Below are 20038 nucleotides of genomic sequence, written 5' to 3'. Positions count from 1 at the left end.
GTCAATAATACGGTGCAGCCACTTTCTAGGGAACCGCTAATACTGCGCAGTTACACAGATCATCACTTTCGAATTGGGTAAGATCGCCCACTTTTAAACCAGGAACAGGAAACAGACGTACCGTCAGCGGTTTATTTAGGCGAAATGCCATGGTGCCAGTATCAGCCATCAAAGCGGCTATTTTTTCAGGTGCTGTATCACCAGGAATCGGCACCGTATCTAAACCAATACCACATACTGCACTATAGGTAAGCAGTGAACGTATATCGTAATCACTATCAATCGTGCCCTGAGCAAGACCTCTGTCTTCAGTGACCGCTAACATCAAACCAGAAAAGCCCACCAGCGGTAGTTCGGTAATCGATTTAAAGACACGTGTTAATAATGCAGACGCTTCAACCGTACCCGATGCACCAAAGAAAGGAACACCAAGCTGTTTATAAACATCAACCATGCTAGCGCAATCTTTAGAGGGCGCAGCAGAGCTGTCGATACCAGAAAAAAGAAACTGATTTTGCTCACTGTTATTCTCAAATTTTTCAATGATCTTTGCGACCTGTGAAACATGGTATTTTAATGCTTGCGACATCAATATTTGTTGTTGGTTAAGTGTCTGCTGTGCGCTAAGACCATGTTCAGATTGATTGAAATCGCTTAATACTTTAACTAACAGGTCTGGCGTTTCAAAGCCAACAACATAACGATTTCCTAACGCGCTATCGTGGTAACTGGCAGGAAAATAAGGAATTAAAGGCTGACAATTAAAGTTCACGGTAAAGTTAAAGTTACCCTCACCACGCTCTGTTATCTGCGCTATCTGCTCAACCGCTTTAACCGATGCATCGATTAAGGGTTTGTTTAACACCATAAAGTCGTCAATTGGAATGTTAACGCAGGCATTACAAAGATCACCAAACTCTTTAATCAACTCAGGTAACAAGGTTATCTCATGTGCTGTTTTAGCTTCACCAATGGCAAAGCGAATACGTAATCCATCGGACTTGATCTCATTTAATAGGGAGCGGATAAACTGCAGATCTTGTTTAGCCGTTTCTACGTTAGTGGTATCAAGGTATTCAGAAAAAGCATTAGTGACGATACGGATCGATTGAACTTGATAATTATGTTCGGAAAATTGAGCGGATAATCGCAGACAGAAATCAGAGGCTTTTAGAATCTCTTGCTGCCACAAAGCACGATTTTTATCCAACACTAAAAAGGTGGTGATGGTACGAAGTTTACACAGTGCTTTATCTTGAAAGTTCATTATATTCCTTTATTAATATATTGGTTTTATATCCTGATGTGAAACCGTCGGTATTTATGCCGACACGCCAACCGCGATACTTTGTATTTTCGCTACTCATCACTCGCAGCACCAAGCTTAAAACCCGTCGGGTAAAGCCGCGACCTACAATAGATTCTGATTCATTGTAGGTCGGTATTTATGCCGACACGCCAACCGCGATACTTTGTATTTTCACAGTTCAAAGCTTGAAACCCTTCGGGCTAAAGCCGCGACCTACAATAGATTATGCTTCACATGTAGATACTCTGTTTAAGTGCAGCTATTTATGCTGACACGCCAACCGCGATGCTTTTTATTTTCGCCGCTCATCACTCGCAACTCGAAGCATAAAACCCGTCGGGCTGAAGCCGCGACCTACAATAGATTCTGATTCACATGTAGGTACTCTGTTTAAGTGCAGCTATTTTATGCCGACACGCCAACCGCGATGCTTTGTATTTTCGCAGCTCATCACTCGCAACTCGAAGCTTGAAACCCGTCGGGCTAAAGCCGCGATCTACAAAACATTCAGCTCCACCTGTATGGCGTGCTTAATACCTTTCAGCTTTCCAATTTTGGCACAACACCATTCCTAACCAGACTGCGGCGTACGTTTTTACACAGTTTCGCTAGCTTATCTATCTCATTGAAATCTGGCACTTCACCACACTCAAGCTTATATTCCCAATCAATCAGCTCGGTGTCCACCAGCTCTAGTAATTTTTTAGGACAACCCACACAGGTATCCCCACAAATTTGGCTTTCTGGCGCATAAAAGGGGAAATCATCACGTACGAGATTGATGATATTTAACATTGCGGTAGGACGATCGGGTTTCTTATTCATAGGTAAGCTACATGCTGAAGTGAAAAAGTGTTTGAGATCACATAATACATAAAAATGCTGATTTTTAGAACGAAATAATAAAATAACCCAACGAAATATAAACGATGGGTTATTTGTAATAATAATATATCTTAACTATCACACTCAATACAATGAGCTACAGCTCCATCGCCGTAGTCAAACGTTCTGATATTTCCGCTTCTAGCGTTTCAGTTGTCTGCTTTGTTGGTTGTTCGCTGGTCTCCGCAACGTTTTCCTCAACGTTATTTTCGCTTTCAACCGCGCTATCCTGTTTTGTTGTGACCTTTGTTAATTGCTCAACATATTGTTGCATCTCCTGCTCTGCTTGTCGTTTAGCAAGTTGAAGCGCCTTTTGATGGCTTGCTTGCTGCTGCATCTGTTTATTATATTGTTCCGCTAATACGGTAATCTCGGCTTGATAAGGATGCAGCTCAACACGACGCTCATTACGATTGTTTTCAATACTACGCTCACTATTGAGCGGGGTACTTGCACCTAATGAAACCACGCTAAGTTGTTCTTCCGCGACACCTTTATCAACCAGATAAGCAGCTACTTTTTGTGCGCGTTTGTTAGCAAGCTTGCCGTTATAAACACGATTACCCGACTGATCAGCATAACCGATAACCTGCCAAACCGTGTTGCTTTCATTATCTGAATTTTGCATGTATTCAGCAGTTTCATTGAGGGCTTCGAAATATTCAGGACTTATTTCACTTGAATCAAAAGAAAACAGCAATGGTGTTTCCATGATCACAGCATCAGATTGTTGTTCAACTAACGGCTCACTTATTAGCGTCACTTCATTAAAGTCATTGACCTCACCCGGTTCAAATCCATCATCCTGCGTGGTAAAAGTTTCAGCACTTTGTAGAGCTTGTGCATCGATCTCTGCATCTAAATCTGACACCATGTGATCTTCTGCAATACGTGCAAGGACATCACTATCAATATTAACCATGTTTTGGCTAACCAAATCTTCTTGTAAAGCATCGCTGTTTTCATAAAATGCTTTCATTGCAGGGGTTTCTGAACGCGGCATATAGTCCTCCCATGGAATAAATGAACCTGCAATCGCAGTTACTACGAAAAAGCCTAATACCGATTTTTTGAATGTTGTGTTTGTTTTAGTTTTCATCATTTTTTTCCTTTTAAAAAATTAAGTTGTTTTGCTTGAGTTGTATTTAAACAAACGCTTATGTTTTTTTTGGGGAGACAAAATGGCAATCTGCTGATCAATTATGTTCAAAAAAAGGCAATGTTACTCACATACTATTTCCGCGCCTAATTTCCGTTATACTGCTGCTATAGAGTTAACTAGGAAAAAAGATGAAACGTATTGCTATCGTTGAAGATGAAAAAAATATTCGTGAAAACTATATGGACTTGATGACTAAGCATGGTTATCACGTTGAAGCATACGATAACCGAATAGATGCCATTGCAGCCTTTGAAGTGCGTTTACCGGATCTCGCTATTATCGACATTGGCTTGGGCGATGAATACGATGGTGGCTTTCTACTTTGCCAAGCATTGCGTCAACTTTCTGCAACGGTGCCTATTATCTTTTTAACTGCACGCGATAATGACTTCGATACGATCTCGGGTTTACGTTTAGGTGCAGATGATTACCTAACCAAAAATATTGGCTTAGAGCATCTAATGGTGCGCATTAGTGCCCTGTTTCGTCGTATTGACCTACTGCAGAAACCGGTACAAACCAGTAACCTCATTAGCCGTGGTTCACTGATTATCGACAGTGATCGAATGCAGATATCCTGGAAAAAACAAACACTGGACTTTACCATTACCGAATTTTGGATTGTGCATGCACTAGCAAACCGTGCAGGCATTGTGCGTAATCGCCAGCAATTAATGAGCGATGCGAATATGTTGGTCGACGATAATACCATTACTTCACACGTTAAACGTATTCGCAAAAAATTTGTTAAATTAGATGCAAATTTTAACGAGATCACTGCGGTATATGGCATGGGTTATCGCTGGGATATCAGTGAGATGGAACAGTAACCATGGCTATATCACGCACCGTCAAAGGCTTCTTTTTATCGCTAAAAATGTCACTAGGTCTGCGCGCTAAAATGATTTTACTCGCGAGCTTTTTGTTGGTGCTGCCACTACTCGGTTACCAATATATTGTTGAGATGGAAAGCTTTCTACGCCAAGGGCAAGAGCAAACATTAGTGGGCACAACACGTGCCGTTGCAACCGCGCTGCATGAACGCCCGACACTATTTAATGCCCAAGCGAGCTTTTTAAACCGGGTTGAAGATGGCAAAGATCTGTATGCCTATGAGCTACAAAAGCCCATCACCATCGACGGTAACTTAGCGGATTGGCAAGCCGATTTAAGTAAGAGTTTAGTTTACGACAAACAGCATGCGGTTTATCGACAACATGATGATGCTAACATACCAGATCCTAATCCGATTTCATTTCGCCAGATGGTAGGCACGCGAGGGGAGTATCTGTATGGTTACCTACAAGTCACCGATAAATTTCCTACCTTTCGTGCTACTGGCAGTCGTTTTTTAGACAAAAATGATCACCTCATTATTGCCCTCAGCTCACCACAAAATAGCTTACAACGTTATATTATCTCAGTGCAAAAGAGCGGTTGGTTTAATGCCTATAATCTCACAGATAAAAACAATAACGATTTACCGCTGCAACGTGAAAAACGCATACATGGCTATTGGCAACAAACAGAGACGGGTTATAACATTGAGTTTCGTTTACCTGTTGCTATGCTAGGTGACAAACTCGGTTTTGCCCTTCATACCACCTCAAGCACCACCGCCCCGAGTAGCGTCAGCAATATTGAAAGTATTATCGCGACATCTAATACTAATAACCTTGCACAACTGGGCACAATTCTTGTTCCTTCACCTGAGATAGATAAAATTCTTAATGGCCTAAGCCATACTCAATCTCGCCTTTGGGTCGTTGATAGGCATCAACGTGTATTAGCGACTGCCGGTGATATTCACCAGGCTCAGGGAGTGTGGGGTAGTGATCAAAATAGTAACAAGTCAACCTGGTGGCAACACATTGAAAATACCTTATTAAAGCCTGTTTATGGGTTATTCTTCAACAAACCCAACAGTAACTTTGTTGATGAATTAGCAGGACTCACACAGCTTGATAGTGACTTCATAAATCAGGCACTCTCAGGGCAATCACAATCAAGTTGGCGTTTAACCAGCGATCATCAAGCGATGATATTATCAGCCGCAAGTCCCATTTTTGTCGGAGATAAAGTGATGGGTATGGTGGTTGCAGAGGAGACAACCAATGGTATTCGTACCCTGCGTAATCAAGCCTTAACCAAACTATTTAATGTATTGATTGCTGTGATTGTTATCGCGACCCTAGTACTGTTTTTATTCACCGCCAATATTGCTACTCGCGTCAGAAAATTACGTGACCAAGCTGAGCAGGCGATTGATGAGCAAGGTAGAATCAGTGCTGCTTTAACTCCCTCGACTTCAAAGGATGAGATCGGCGATCTTTCTCGTAGTCTTGCAGAGATGGTCGACCGTTTAGGCGAGTATCATCGTTATCTTGAGAAGTTGCCCTCTCGCCTTTCTCATGAACTGGGTACCCCTGTTGCGGTAGTGTGTAGCTCACTAGAGAATTTGGCGATGCAACCACAGGACGAAGAGAGCAAAAAGTATATTGAACGTTCGCAAACTGGCATTTTACGCCTCAATCGCATATTAACGAATATGAGCGAAGCAACACGCCTTGAGCAGAGTTTACAATCCGGTGAGAATATTACGCTGTGCTTAAATGAATTATTAAATGGCTGCGTACAGGGTTATCAGATGACCTATAGCGAACAGACATTTATATTTAACAGCGCTAGCAAAAACAACATTAATATCAACGCTGATCCTGATTTTATGGTGCAATGTTTAGATAAACTAATTAATAATGCAGTGGAATTTAATACACCGCCTGATGCGATTAACATCAGGCTGAGTTGCGAACAAAAGATTGCGCTGATAGAGGTTGAAAATAGTGGACCAGTTTTACCTGCTGATATGAGTGATGAACTGCTTAACTCAATGGTCTCGGTTAGGGCTAAAAACACCCCCGATAAAACCCATCTAGGGTTAGGTTTATTTATCGCTAAGATGATTTGTGATTACCACCACGGTTCAATTAACATTAATAATAATCAAGATAATAGTGGTGTGATTGTCAGTTTACGTTTTCCCCTTATTTAACACCTATTTTATTTTACAAAGTGAAAAGAAACTTATTATGAGAAAAGAAGCTACATCTGAAAATGCCATTCATGCCCTCGCAATGTTATCAAATGCACAACGCTATTTTGTAGATCAACTAAGTGTGCTTTGTCAGCAGCACCAACAAGCGGATAAATTTACACCTCAACAGTGGTTACGTGATAGTGGACAACATGGAGGTGGCCTGCGCTTTGAAGCGCCACAACATAGTTTGTTTAATCAGGCATCAGTTAATGTTTCTCAAGTTCAATATGAAGATAGACCCGATAAAGCGTTTATCTCAGCAACGGCGCTTTCAACCATTATTCATCCGATTAACCCAATGGCGCCCTCGGTGCACATCCATGTTAGTTGGACAGAATTACGCTCCGGTAAAAACTATTGGCGTTTAATGGCTGATCTTAACCCCGCTATTGTTTGTGAGAACGATAAAAATCAGTTTAACGAAACCTTACAAAGCGTTGCTGGCGACTATTTTGAGCAAGCGACAGAGCAAGGTAATAACTACTTTTATATTCCTGCACTAGAAGCACATCGTGGTATTAGCCATTTTTATTTAGAAGGTTTTAATCCAGAAAACGTCGATACCAAAACCTTTGCACACCGCTTTGTGTATGCCGTGATCGATAGTTATATCGCTATTTTAAAAGCTAAATTAGACAACATTTCTGTTGAACAAAAGCCATCAGAGACACAGCAGCTATCACAGCTGGATTATCACACGCTGTATTTCTATCAGGTATTAACCCTTGATAAAGGCACCACCGCAGGTTTATTAGTGCACGCTCAAAATGATGTTGGCACGTTAGGCTCCCTGCCACGTTTTATCAATCGTGAACTACTCGCTCAATGGATAAACAAAACACCCGCCCCACGACATAAATTAGTCAGTGATCTGGTTGCCCTATTTCCTGATAGTAAGCGCTGTGAAGTCACTACCGAGATAAAAGTACTTATCGCTCAGACAATTAGATCCCATTATCATAATTACCCCTTATCGTAAAAATGTACACTGCATAAATACAGTGTCGATCTATATCCTAAAAATAGGATAAATATATTAACTAATCTCAACCTTAAGGCTTTCTTAACAAGTGAAATTAATTATAAAAAGTTGTAACATAACGGAAATTTTAAGGAGAGTATCAAATGACTAAATTAACTATTACCCGTCCAGATGACTGGCATGTACATTTACGTGACGGCGACGTTTTAAAAGATACAGTGCGTGATACTAGCCGTTATATGGGCAGAGCGATTATTATGCCTAACCTTGTGCCACCAGTGACCACCACTGAACTGGCAGAAGCTTACCAAGCACGTATCATGGCAGCTCAACCAGAATCTACGTTCAAGCCATTAATGGTGCTTTACCTGACCGATAAAACCACTGCTGATGAGATCAAAAAAGCGAAAGCATCGGGCTTAGTTTATGCCGCTAAGTTATACCCAGCAGGCGCAACCACTAACTCTGATTCTGGCGTGACATCAACTGCGAATATTCGTGAGGCGTTAGTGGCAATGCAGGAAGTAGGCATGCTGTTACTGGTACATGGTGAAGTAACCACCAATGATATCGATATTTTTGACCGTGAAGAGCAGTTCTTAACAACGGTACTGGCTCCACTTGTTGCTGAATATCCAGATCTTAAAATTGTGTTAGAGCATATCACTACTAAAAATGCAGCTGAATTTGTGGCAAATGCAGGTCCTAACGTAGCAGCAACGATCACCGTTCATCACCTAATGTACAACCGTAACCATATGCTAGTAGGTGGTATCAAACCACACTTCTACTGCTTACCGATCCTGAAGCGTAATATCCACCAGCAAGCATTGATAGAAGCTGCAACAAGTGGTTCGAACAAGTTTTTCTTAGGTACCGATTCTGCTCCACATACAAAACAGAGCAAAGAATCTGGTTGTGGTTGCGCGGGTTCATATACAGCCTTTGCTGCACTAGAGCTATACGCAGAAGTATTTGAAGAAGCAGGTGCACTGGATAAATTAGAAGCCTTTACTAGTTTCAATGGACCAGATTTTTATAATCTACCACGTAATACAGATACACTTGAGTTACAAAAAGTATCCTGGGATGTACCTGCAACACTGACGTTTGGTAGTAATGAAGTAGTACCAATCAAGGCAGGTGAAGCGATTAACTGGAAAGTTATTTAGTCGTTAGTTTATTAACTATAAATAATTAGCGCTAAATATGAAAAGTCAGCCTGTGATTAAACCATTAATTGCAGGCTGACTTTTTTATTGGCTACGTTTTATTGCTCGTTATGCTTTTTACTGTACCAATTGGCGAGAGGTTGTGCGCTTAAGCCATGTGCGACAATACTCATTAACACAGTGACCGTAACCACTGCATAAACAGTTTCAAATCCCTCAATGCCACCCACTTCATGGGCAACGATCAGTACATACAAAATAGAGGCTATTCCTCTGGGTCCAAACCATGCGATAAAAGCCATCGTTGCAAAGTCGATTTTTTTATTATCAAGGCGTGCCCCAATTAAACAGATAATAACCGGTATCATGCGTAGTACAGTCAAACTAAGTAGGGAATACAGTACGACGTTGAGGTTGATAAAGGCAAAGGTGACAGGCACAAAAGCAAGTCCAAACAAGAAAAAGCTAATCAGTACTAATAGCTCACCTTCACTTTCTGCAAACTCTTCGATATGTTCACGCATCGGTTGACTTGTATTACCAGCATACAATCCAGCAAAAAAGGCAGCAATAAAGCCATTTCCGTGAAATTCTTCAGCTAAAAAGAAAGCAACAACTGCTAATGCAATTGGGATAAGATTTTGATAACTATGCTGCATCCAATTATGTTTAATTGAAAGTTGGGTCAGTTTCGCACCCACATAACCAACAAAAGCGCCAACTAAAGCCCCAAATAGCACCTGCTCAAATACATAACCGAGCCAGCCACTATCACCTTCTCCATTAACACCACTGACGATAATTGCGACTACGGTGATCACGATAGGGAAGACAATGCCATCATTCAAACCACTTTCTACATTGATTGTTGAACGTATTTTTGCAGGCACACTTGGGTCAGAAACCACCGCTTTACCCAATGCGGCATCTGTTGGCGTTAATAACAGTGCGAGTAAGAGCATATAAATAGCAGGTTCATTAGGAAATACGATTTGCGCAACAAATGTACCCAAAATAATGGTGAGTGGTAGACCAATCAGCAAGAGGCGCGCAGGTAATTTCCAAGATTGACGAAGCAGTTTCAAATCTAATAACGCAGCATCGCTAAATAATACCAATACCAATGCTAATTCGACAATAATGGTGACAAATTCGGCATCTATTTGTAGGGTTGAAAGGTTTAAAACAAGGGGGGATATTAATAACCCTAAGCCAGTAAAAACCATCGGACCAGAGATATTAAAACGTGATAATGCTTTGGAGATATAACCATATGTGAGCACTAATATGGCAATGGTTAGAATCACAATATGATCTGCCAAGGCTTGCTCCTTTAGAAAATTAAGAAAACAGAGCGAATAAATTAATTCGCCCTGTTATCGATGACACTATATTAATGGAATGGGAAGAAGTAGCTCATCCATGACGACATACGTAAAATAATCTTACGCATAATAGCAACATGAGTAAAACTATCTGAGTAGATAGCACTTTGTCCGTAGGAACCACCTCTTACATGCTCTTTTAGGTCAGCAAAACGAGGATCGGTAATATTAATTTGAACTGGAATTCGTCCAGGTACATTTGCGCCTAGCCCCAGTCGAATCATACTGCCGTTCGCTTGTACTTCACCTTCAGCCATGACAGGTAATACGCGTACTACCTCACCACTGAAAACTTTACCCGGTAATGCATCAAAGGCGATTTCAGCTTCAAAACCAGCTTGTAAACGCACCGCACTGTTTTGGCGATACCAACCGATATAAGCAAACGAGTCAGACTGTACAAACACCATCGCAGGGCGAAGGGGCATTGGCACTACATACAAACCTGGGTACACCAACATTTGTGTCACGTAACCATCACTCTCAGCACGTACCTCAGTACGATCTAAATTATACTGTGCATCGTTTAATAGTGCCGTTAACTCATCCACTTTGGCTTTAGTAATATCAACATCACGTTGCTTACCAATCTTTCTTTTTAGCAGCTCAAGTGCACGTTGATAATCTGAATCGGCAGAGATTAGCTGTGCCGTTAACGCATCCACTTTATTTTGAAAAGGGATAGGATCAATAGAGAATAATAGATGCCCTTGCTTAACCGGGACATTAGGCTCTACATTCACTGAAATAACTCGACCACGTACCGCCGGTACAACTGGAGTAGAAACAAAATATTCACGTGATGTTTCAGAGTAAGGATGATTATAATTCATCAACATGATCAGCGTACCAATCAAAACAATACCGCCTAATACAGCTGTCGGTACTGTCCATTTGTTGAGTGGAATCTTAAATATTTTAAAAATAGCAACACAGATTGCGGTGTAGGTTAATACCAGTATTAGATCCATTATTTAGTTCCCTCTTGATCGGCAATAATACTGCTCTCGATATCAGTAAATGAATCATGCGATAGCTTTTGTTCAATCACCTCCTCTTCATGATTCGCATACAATTTTTTCTCTAATAGATCGATACGTTGATGAAGTTCAGAAAACTTCTGTTCTGTTTCTTTACTTTCACGTTTGTCATTAGGATCGCCAAATCCCCAACCTCTATCTTCACGATACAGGGTTGCCCAGATCCATAAAAATGGCCATAACACATGAAGGGTAAATAAACTGATCCAGCCAGCAACATGCAATGCATCTTGCTGTGGATGATTACGATGTTTCGCAATCTCATAGGGAATATCGTGAATGACAATAATGCCATAGAAAAGGGTAAGTGCGACAAACACTAAAATGCCAAGTGCTACGTATTCGAGCATATTGAACTCCATGTAAAATAAATGTTAAGTTCAATTATGGCAGATATAAAAAAACCCATCTTGAGGTTTATATTATTTTTATAATATAAATCACAAAATAGGCTTTAAAAACAATAAATTGTTTAACAAGTATTGTTAATTAATCTTCAAATAATGGCATTTTTTTCAGGTAGGTCGTTAAAAGTACAATACGTACGCCATTAACACGCCCTTCTATTTGCTCAGGGTTGTCTAAAATAGAGATATTACGTACCGGTGTGCCACGTTTAGCCGTAAAACCAGCACCTTTAACATCAAGATCTTTAATCAATGTTACGTTGTCGCCAGCGACTAATACCGTGCCATTAGAGTCACGTGTTGGGGCAACTTCTTCGATGTTATCAGCAGCAACGCCATATTCAGCCCACGCTTTCGTCTCATCTTCCATATAAAACATATCAAGAAGATCCTGTGCCCAGCCTTCTGTTTTAGCTAATCGTGTTAGCAAACGGAATGCAGTTACTTGAACAGCAGGAACTTGACTCCACATGCTGTCATTCAGACAACGCCAGTGGTTGTTATCCATCTCAACTTCTTTATCTAGTTGTGATTGACATGTTTTACATACTAAGACTGATTTGTCTGAATTAGGCTCTTTTACAGGTGGTACTTCAAAAATTGAAAGTTCATCTGTAGAAGCACAAAGTTCACATGCTGAATTGTTACGTTCTTTAAGAGCGGCTAAAATTGGCATAACTTAATACCTTAAGAATAGTGAGTGATAAAAAAGACGACATTATGCGCCTCTTTTAAATTACTGGCAAACGCTAACTTCATTGCCTAAAACCGTTTCATTAATTACATTCAGTAATGAGTATTCACTGTAATCTAAATCATCATTGTTACGCGCATAAACGTCTTGCTCTAGTGATCTCATCATCATGCCACCCGCATTGCTGAGTGCATAATCAGTTTTATCTATAATGGTTGGAATACCGTTATAGTCTCGACCTCTACTATTATCAACACACACATAATCAAGATCATCACGAAGTAAATAATCATAGCTACGCGTCGTGCTTCCCACTGAATAAAAAGGCACACCAAGCACTAATTTATTTTTGATTAGGCAACGATCAGTCCAATACTCAATCGCATCTTTAGCATCCTGCAGCGAGGCGTTAAAATCATCACTGTCGACCTCATCAAAAACGATTACATTAACGAAATCAACATAATCAAAAAGATCACTAGAAATTCGATTAGCCGTTTTATAATCTTCACCAGAAGGCACTGTCATGCTCAAAAATTTACCCTCTTTGACTAACTCTTTAGAAAGCGCTTTAAGCAATTTTTCAAATTCATCGGATTCATCATCGGACTCAATGGTTTGCCAATGAATATCGACCCCTTCAAGCTCATAATCATCAAGAAAATCGATAACATTGTCTACGAAAGTATCGGTTAACGTAGTACTGCCTGCAATGGTATTAAAATTACTATCATTCGAGCTAACCCACTCACCTAATGAAACAGCAGTTTTAACACTATAGGGTTGTGCATAGGTAACAAGATCCTCAAGTAATTCCTCATCATCGTCTTCAAGCATTACCAAACTAGCATCAGCATTCACAATAATAGAAGAATAAATAATGTGGGTCAGCATTGAGAAATCAACTAACTCAATATTATCACTATCATCAGGCGTCCAATAAGCAACCTGTTTAAAATTCACTGTGGTGCTATCTTCTTCACAAACTTCTGGATCTTTAATCCAGTTGTCATCAATAATTTTAGTAAATTGGTTATCACAGCCCACTAAGGCAACTAATAACAGCAGTGGTAAACGTTTAAAAATGAAGTACACAAAAATCTCCTGAAGAATAAGTATATGTCCATGATATTTAGCGGCACACAATCAAATTATGCATACATTAAGCTGACATATTTATATTATTAAAGATATTACTTACCTAATAAGATGAAGCAAGCTAAAATAGAGGATTACCCCCTTTTACCCTAATTTTAGGCAGATTCTATGAACGAACTATTTACAATCGCAGAACAAAACTTAGTTTTGCACCGTCATCCAAGACATAAAAAAGAAACATTACAAGCATGGGATTCTGCAGATGAGTATTTAATTAACCATTTTACTGAAAATGAGCTTGAAAAACAGCTAGGTGAAGATGGTCAATTACTTATTATTAATGATGGTTTTGGTGCATTAAGCTGCTTTTTCGAAAATATTAAGCGCACCACGATCACTGACTCATATCTTTCACTAAGCTCTATTAAATTAAATATGCAGCGCAATAACTGTAGTGAAGACAATATTTTATTACAGGACTGCCTACAAGCATTTCCTGAAAATGTAAAAGTGGTATTAATTAAAGTACCTAAAACAAACTCGTATTTAGAATACCTACTACAGCAATTACGTGCTGTTGTTGGTCCAGACACGATTATTGTCGCGGCAGGCAAAGTAAACATGATCCATAACTCTACATTGGATCTTTTTGAAAAATACATTGGTAGCACTAAGACGTCACTAGCGAAAAAGAAATCTCGTCTTATCTTTAGCCTAGTAGAACGTCAAAACGTACCTGAAGATGAAATTGCAGTGACTTGGGAACTTGAGAAGCAAGAGTGGAAAATTCATAACCACGCGAACGTATTCTCACGTAATCACCTTGATATCGGTGGTCGTTACCTAATGGAGAACCTACCTAAAGGTGATTTCACTAAAGTGGTAGATTTAGGCTGTGGTAATGGTGTTGTTGGTATGACCGCAATGGAAACTTACCCTGAAGCACATGTTACTTTTATCGATGAGTCATACATGGCTGTCGATTCTGCACGTATTAACGTGATTAAAAACTTCGAAGAAGAAAGAAGTGATAACGCACGTTTTGTCGTAAACAATGGTCTTCTTGGTTTTAAAGGCGGCAGCTACGACCTTATTCTTTGTAACCCTCCATTCCACCAGCAGCAAGCAATTACAGACCATATCGCTTGGAGCATGTTTAATGAAGCACGTTTCGCATTAGCTGAAAATGGTGAATTAGTGATTGTTGGTAACCGTCACCTTGACTACCAAGATAAACTAGAGCGTATCTTTGGTAACTGTGAATTAGTTACTGAAAACAAAAAATTCGTTATTCTACGCGCAGTGAAAATGGATTAATCTAATACTTCACGTATTACCCCCTATCAAGCAACTCATGGAGTTGCTTTTTTTATGCCTGCTCTTTATTGCAAAACACCTTTGAAGACCAAATTCGCCACAAAGCATTCAGCTCCATCTGTAGGTCGGTATTTATGCCGACAATCAATCTCGTAACCCGAAGCTTGAAACACGTCGGGCTACAGCTGCGACCTACAAAGCATTTAGTTCCACCTGTAGGTCGGTATTTATGCAGACAAGCAATCTCGTCACCCGAAGCTTGAAACAAGTCGGGCTAAAGCCGCGCCCTACAAAGCATTCACCTCCAACTGTAGGTCGGTATTTATGCCGACAAGCAATCTCGTAGCCCGAAGCTTGAAAACCGTCGGGCTAAAGCCGCGACCTGCAAAGCATTCACCTCCACCTGTAGATACTATGTTTAAGCGCAAGCTATTTTATGCCGACACGGCTTCGCCGTTATTTTTTGGTTTTCACTATTGCAGCGAATTGTAGACATAAAAAAACCGCTAAGCTTGCACTTAACGGCTTTTGAAAACGAATATCTGTTGGCTAATTAAAATAGGCCAATTGCATTAATAAATACGAAGATAATCGCGATCGGTGCAACAAAACGTAATAACACCATCACTAATTTGTGTTGACCATCTGAAAGGTTAAATTCAGCTTTAACAAGTTCATCTTTCATAAACCAACCTACAAAGACAGAGATTAATAATCCACCTAATGGTAATAAAATATTCGCTGTTAAGTAATCTAAGCCATCAAAAATCGTTTTACCTTCACCCATAAATGGTAATAACGTCCACGACTCACCAGATAGAGAGAAGATAGTAAGTAGGCTTAATAACCAGATACCAACACCCGCTACAATTGATGCCTTAGCACGGCTCATCCCTTGACGCTCTACTAGGTAAGCAGCTGCAGACTCAAGCAATGCAATCGCAGAAGTAAAGGCAGCAAATACCACCATCACGAAGAATAATGTACCTACAACATCACCCATCGGCATTGAACCAAAGGCAATTGGTAACGCTTGGAATAATAAGCCAGGACCCGCACTTGGCTCTAAACCATGCGCAAATACGATTGGGTAGATAGCTAGACCAGCAATCAATGCAACCACAGTATCAGCAATCGCAATCATGATAGACGTTTTAGCGATTGAAACACCTTTTGGTAAGTAAGCGCCATATACCATCATGATGCCTGACGCCAAGCTTAGTGTGAAAAAGGCATGGCCCAATGCAACTAATACGCCTTCAATGGTCAACTTTGAAAAATCAATGTTAAACATAAAACCAAAGGCTGCTGCAAAATCACCTACAATTGCAGAGTAGATCATAATTGCAACAAGCAGTACAAACATCGCAGGCATTAAATAAGTAACGGCTGTTTCAAGGCCATCTTTTACACCTTTCGACAATACATAAACCACAGCAACAACAATTAATGTGGTGTATATAAGCAAATTAGGCACACTACTCACTAAATTACCAAACAGACTTCCGATGGTATCGGCATGCGTTTCTGCATCAGCCGCAGCTGCGCTAAACTCGCCGGTCGCACCATATAATACATATGCAACAGCCCAGCCCGCGATAACGACATAGAAACTTAAAATTAAGTAACCGGCTAATACACCCATCGAGCCAATAATTGACCAATGAGAAGAGTGTCCCGATTCTTTTGACACCATAGCAGCAGCATTTGCTGGTGTTGAACGCCCGCGTTTACCGATAGCAACTTCTGCCATCATCACTGGAATACCAATGAAGAGGATACAAAGCAGGTAAACTAAAACAAAAGCACCACCGCCATTCTCGCCCATGATATATGGGAACTTCCATAGATTACCAAGACCAACAGCTGCTCCCGTTGCAGCTAAAATATAAGCGTATTTGTTGGACCATCGGTTGGAAACATGTGTTTCAGTGTTCATTTAAAACCTTTATGTTAAGAAAATGTTTCTCTTTATAGACATTTTAAGAATTTAATTCAACAGATTGTAAATACAATGTTTACCAAGGAAAAATATTAAAAATATCAGTAAGTGACTAAAGACACAACAAAAAAGAATAAAAACTCACACTCACAGAAAACAGTGAATGTTTATTCACAAATGCGTGAGTTCACATTATTTGTACTCTCTAGATAAAATAAGAAATTAAGCAATTTGAAATGAATTCCAGTTTTTTTCTGTGTCTGCTGTAATGACTCTCAGCTTATCTAAGGTAACTTTAATGATATGGAATTGTGGCAGTGATTTACGCGGGGATAATTGATGAATTTGATCTATTAACATACACAGAGCAAACTCTTTTTCGTCTTCTAATAGCAGATAATGTGCAGACTCATAGTCGCCCTTAGCGGTTAGCGTCACATGGGTCATATTATCAATGACACCAACATTTTGAGTATCGGCGGAAGTAAACAGCCAGCTTTTAGGCATGATAGGTTTATGGAAAAGATCAATGACGAGGATGTGGAGAATAATTTTGCAAGCAAACTCAGCATCATAATCTTTTAAAGCATTGCTCTCAAATAACTGTGTATAGCGAGCAACATCCTCTACGGTAAAAGGGATCGGCTGATCATCGGGTAAAACAAGCATATTAACTTTATAGGCGATATCGATAATATAATCGCCCATCTGTAATGTTAATAACGTTCTTTGTTTATCAAAAACCCATTGCCAATTGGACTTCGGTATAAAATCCATGCTTCACCCAATACGATTAAAAAGACTCTTAAATACTAAACCCTGGTTAGACTTTAATCAAATATTGTTCACAATCTGTTTGACTAATGGTGGACCTTGATAGATGAAGCCACTATATATCTGTACTAAACTTGCACCTGCATCAATCTTTTCTTTAGCGGCAATCACACTATCGATACCGCCCACACCAATAATAGGCACTTCACCTTTAAGGTGTGAAGCAAACTTTTTGATCACTAAGGTACTTTTACTCTGCAGTGGTCGTCCACTTAAGCCACCTGCTTCCGAAGCATGTGACATGCCTTTTATCATACTGCGATCAAGCGTCGTATTAGTGGCAATCAAACCATCGAACTTATATTTAAGCACTGACTGTGCGATCGACTCGATCTCTTCATCAGTTAGGTCAGGGGCTACTTTCAGTGCAATAGGAACATACTTATCGTGTTTTTTATGTAGTTCTGCTTGGCGCGTTTTTAATGTAGAAAGCAGATCATCTAGTGCTTCACCATATTGTAAAGAACGAAGCCCTGGCGTGTTTGGCGAAGAGATATTAACAGCGATATAACCGGCATGTGCATACACTTTATCCATGCACAGTAGGTAATCATTTTTACCCTCTTCTACTGGTGTAGAGAAGTTTTTACCAATATTAATACCGATAACACCTTTAAAATTACTTTGCTTAACGTTATCAATAAGGTTATCAACACCATGGTTATTAAAGCCCATACGGTTAATAATGCCCTCTGATTCTAAGACACGAAACAGGCGCGGTGACTCATTACCCGGTTGAGCAACGGGCGTGATTGTACCGACCTCGATGTGGCCAAATCCCATTGCACCAAATGCATCAATACATTCACCGTCTTTATCGAGACCTGCTGCTAACCCTAACGAGTTAGGAAAAGTGAGTCCCATTACTTGCACTGGGCGTTGTTGTACTTTTTGGCGATAAAAAAGATCCAAGATAGTGCCATGAGTCATTTTTAATTGCTTAATTGAAACATCGTGTGCTTTTTCAGGATTTAATAGGAATAAAAAACTGCGCATAATGCGGTACAACATAATAATGGCCTTTAAAATAAGAGAGTTAAATGTACGCGCTATTGTACCGATAAATTATTAAAATGGATCAGTTATTTTAAATATCACACCGATATAACCATTGGCAATCATTAACGTTAGAAGAAAAAATAACACTGCCACGCGCTGCATAACAACGAATTATAGATACAGATTTTGATTTTAACTGATAGCTGACGACTAAAAACTGACAGCTATGTTTATTCATTTCAATCTATTATTTTTAGGTCTTGATAAGCATGTACTCGCACTCGCCAACCTTTCAGCCAACGTTGTTCATCACGTGGTGCATTTTTAACTCTTCTTGTCAGTACTTCATCGGCAGCAAAACCAAAACTTCGTAGTGGATTATCATAATGAATTGGCATGGTTAACAGCACCTGTTTTAAGCCCCAGCCATCACCTTGGTAGCGCTCTTTAGGGTTGACGCCTTCACCTTTAAAATTAACATAATCAAGTAACGTAAATACGCCTTCAGGCGTAGCTAACTGTTTCAGTTGTTGTTCAATTACTTGCTGCTCTAAGGCAGTACTACTTTCGAGGATTAATGGAATAGCTCGCTCTAAACGTAAAATAATAAAACGTGTTTGTAGTTGTAATTGTTGACTTAATAACAGACGTAATTCAGTTAATTGCGGACCTTCAAATGCCGCATAAAATTGCTCACGAGACTGCCAAGGAGCCACTTTAGCCTCAGTTAACCAAGTGGGTAATACAGCACCATTTTCTGACATAAAGTCTACTAATGCCGGGAACTGCTCTTTAAAGGGCCCTTTTTCGCTAGTGGGGTACCAAATAAAGTGCCCAAGACCTAATGAGGGAAAGTCTTCCTGTTGATTCCAAGTCGTCAGATGTTCTACTTTATTTTGCCCCTCGTTTTTCCAAATGAGTTGGCCCAATTGCTGAGTTTGATCTGCACTAAGATTAATAGGATAAACGTTAGCAAACAGAGAAGAACTAAACAGAGTAATAAATATGAAGGAGATAATACGAGACATTTTTGAGCCTATAAAATTAATAAGAATAGCATTGTGTTAATTAAATGCGCAGGGTTTACATTTTTAGCCGTTAATCGGCAATTTTAGACATTAAGATATGATCTTCCCATTGACCAGCAATGCGCAAGTACCCTTTAGCAAAACCCTCTTTTTCAAAACCTAATTTAACCAACAGATTCTCTGATCGACTATTATCAGGCATATAACTCGCCTTAATTTCCTGTAAATGATACTGCTCAAATAGATAATCGATAGTGCATTGCAGCATTTCAAACATTAACCCTTTGCCTTGTGCTCGAGCACTGAGAGAATAACCGAGATGACAAGTAGGAGAACGACTGTAAGTAATATCTGAAAAAGTACACAGGCCAATAATCTCTGTTTTAGTTTTATTTAAACTAACAAAGGAAAGCTCCTTACCAGATTTAAAGTTTTGCACGCTTTTATCAATCTGTTTTTTAGTCTCTTGGCGCGAAAAGTAATCCTCTGTTCTGACGGGTTCCCACTTTGCTAAATGCTCTCTGTTTACATTCTGGTAATCTATCAGCAGGGGTAAATGTTCAGGTTTTAATAGGGTAATAAATAAGTTAGATGTTATTAATTCAGGGGTCATATTCAGTGTTTATTCTTTAGGTAAGCAGATTTGATGAGAAAAGCATTCGTGAGTGTGTTTAACAGCAGTAAGAA

At 39.8% G+C, this 20038-nt stretch carries 18 protein-coding genes; 5 read left to right on the top strand and 13 right to left on the bottom strand.

The features are described from left to right. Positions 1 to 25 precede the first annotated feature (25 nt). The 3 genes from QQK09_RS05935 to QQK09_RS05925 form a co-directional block, all read right to left on the bottom strand. Positions 26 to 1267, bottom strand: a complete 1242-nt coding sequence (locus QQK09_RS05935) for a DUF711 family protein (protein ID WP_284203193.1) — start codon at positions 1265 to 1267, stop codon at positions 26 to 28. A gap of 582 nt (positions 1268 to 1849) precedes the next feature. Continuing rightward, on the bottom strand, positions 1850 to 2134 hold the full coding sequence (locus tag QQK09_RS05930) for a hypothetical protein (RefSeq protein ID WP_284203192.1): 285 nt from the start codon (positions 2132 to 2134) through the stop codon (positions 1850 to 1852). Positions 2135 to 2291: 157 nt separating this feature from the next. Next, entirely contained in the window at positions 2292 to 3296 is a 1005-nt protein-coding gene (locus tag QQK09_RS05925; protein WP_284203191.1) for an OmpA family protein, read from the bottom strand. Between the two features lie 188 nt (positions 3297 to 3484). On the opposite strand from QQK09_RS05925, the gene pdsR reads away from it, so the two are divergent. The 4 genes from pdsR (at position 3485) to pyrC (ending at position 8607) form a co-directional block, all read left to right on the top strand. After that, positions 3485 to 4186 (top strand): proteobacterial dedicated sortase system response regulator, encoded by a 702-nt coding sequence (gene pdsR / locus QQK09_RS05920; protein WP_284203190.1) that lies wholly within the window; start codon positions 3485 to 3487, stop codon positions 4184 to 4186. 2 nt (positions 4187 to 4188) lie between these two features. Beyond that, on the top strand, positions 4189 to 6408 hold the full coding sequence (pdsS, locus tag QQK09_RS05915) for a proteobacterial dedicated sortase system histidine kinase (RefSeq protein WP_284203189.1): 2220 nt from the start codon (positions 4189 to 4191) through the stop codon (positions 6406 to 6408). Between the two features lie 37 nt (positions 6409 to 6445). Next, a complete protein-coding gene (locus tag QQK09_RS05910) occupies positions 6446 to 7432 on the top strand; it encodes a coproporphyrinogen III oxidase (RefSeq protein WP_284203188.1) in 987 nt (328 codons plus the stop codon). Between the two features lie 146 nt (positions 7433 to 7578). Continuing rightward, the gene (pyrC, locus tag QQK09_RS05905; protein WP_284203187.1) at positions 7579 to 8607 is read left to right on the top strand and encodes a dihydroorotase; all 1029 of its coding nucleotides are present in this window, start codon (positions 7579 to 7581) and stop codon (positions 8605 to 8607) included. Positions 8608 to 8705: 98 nt separating this feature from the next. Here pyrC and QQK09_RS05900 read toward each other — a convergent pair whose 3' ends face one another. The 5 genes from QQK09_RS05900 to QQK09_RS05880 form a co-directional block, all read right to left on the bottom strand. Next, positions 8706 to 9929 (bottom strand): cation:proton antiporter, encoded by a 1224-nt coding sequence (locus tag QQK09_RS05900; protein ID WP_284203186.1) that lies wholly within the window; start codon positions 9927 to 9929, stop codon positions 8706 to 8708. 71 nt (positions 9930 to 10000) lie between these two features. After that, positions 10001 to 10963, bottom strand: coding sequence for an HlyD family secretion protein (locus QQK09_RS05895; RefSeq protein ID WP_284203185.1), 963 nt, complete (start codon positions 10961 to 10963; stop codon positions 10001 to 10003). Next, a complete protein-coding gene (locus QQK09_RS05890) occupies positions 10963 to 11382 on the bottom strand; it encodes a DUF3302 domain-containing protein (protein ID WP_284203184.1) in 420 nt (139 codons plus the stop codon). The genes QQK09_RS05895 and QQK09_RS05890 overlap by 1 nt, the downstream gene beginning before the upstream one ends. 139 nt (positions 11383 to 11521) lie before the next feature. Beyond that, a complete protein-coding gene (locus QQK09_RS05885; RefSeq protein WP_284203183.1) occupies positions 11522 to 12115 on the bottom strand; it encodes a PhnA domain-containing protein in 594 nt (197 codons plus the stop codon). Between the two features lie 60 nt (positions 12116 to 12175). Continuing rightward, the gene (locus QQK09_RS05880; protein ID WP_284203182.1) at positions 12176 to 13228 is read right to left on the bottom strand and encodes a glycosyl hydrolase family 18 protein; all 1053 of its coding nucleotides are present in this window, start codon (positions 13226 to 13228) and stop codon (positions 12176 to 12178) included. 171 nt (positions 13229 to 13399) lie between these two features. Between QQK09_RS05880 and QQK09_RS05875 the strand changes: the two genes are divergently transcribed. Then, the gene (locus QQK09_RS05875) at positions 13400 to 14548 is read left to right on the top strand and encodes a methyltransferase (protein ID WP_284203181.1); all 1149 of its coding nucleotides are present in this window, start codon (positions 13400 to 13402) and stop codon (positions 14546 to 14548) included. Positions 14549 to 15101: 553 nt separating this feature from the next. Here QQK09_RS05875 and QQK09_RS05870 read toward each other — a convergent pair. From QQK09_RS05870 to QQK09_RS05850, 5 genes are all read right to left on the bottom strand, one after another. Further along, entirely contained in the window at positions 15102 to 16487 is a 1386-nt protein-coding gene (locus QQK09_RS05870; RefSeq protein WP_284203180.1) for a sodium-dependent transporter, read from the bottom strand. Between the two features lie 225 nt (positions 16488 to 16712). Beyond that, positions 16713 to 17267, bottom strand: coding sequence for a cell division protein ZapC domain-containing protein (locus QQK09_RS05865; RefSeq protein WP_284203179.1), 555 nt, complete (start codon positions 17265 to 17267; stop codon positions 16713 to 16715). A gap of 57 nt (positions 17268 to 17324) precedes the next feature. Next, positions 17325 to 18335, bottom strand: a complete 1011-nt coding sequence (pyrD, locus tag QQK09_RS05860; RefSeq protein ID WP_284203178.1) for a quinone-dependent dihydroorotate dehydrogenase — start codon at positions 18333 to 18335, stop codon at positions 17325 to 17327. Positions 18336 to 18562: 227 nt separating this feature from the next. Then, positions 18563 to 19351, bottom strand: coding sequence for a hypothetical protein (locus tag QQK09_RS05855; protein ID WP_284203177.1), 789 nt, complete (start codon positions 19349 to 19351; stop codon positions 18563 to 18565). 70 nt (positions 19352 to 19421) lie between these two features. Continuing rightward, the gene (locus QQK09_RS05850) at positions 19422 to 19964 is read right to left on the bottom strand and encodes a GNAT family N-acetyltransferase (RefSeq protein WP_284203176.1); all 543 of its coding nucleotides are present in this window, start codon (positions 19962 to 19964) and stop codon (positions 19422 to 19424) included. Positions 19965 to 20038 lie beyond the last annotated feature (74 nt).

Origin of the sequence: Psychromonas marina (assembly GCF_030161115.1) — a bacterium.
Lineage (GTDB): Bacteria > Pseudomonadota > Gammaproteobacteria > Enterobacterales > Psychromonadaceae > Psychromonas > Psychromonas marina.
This window is presented reverse-complemented; position numbering and strand designations above follow the sequence as displayed.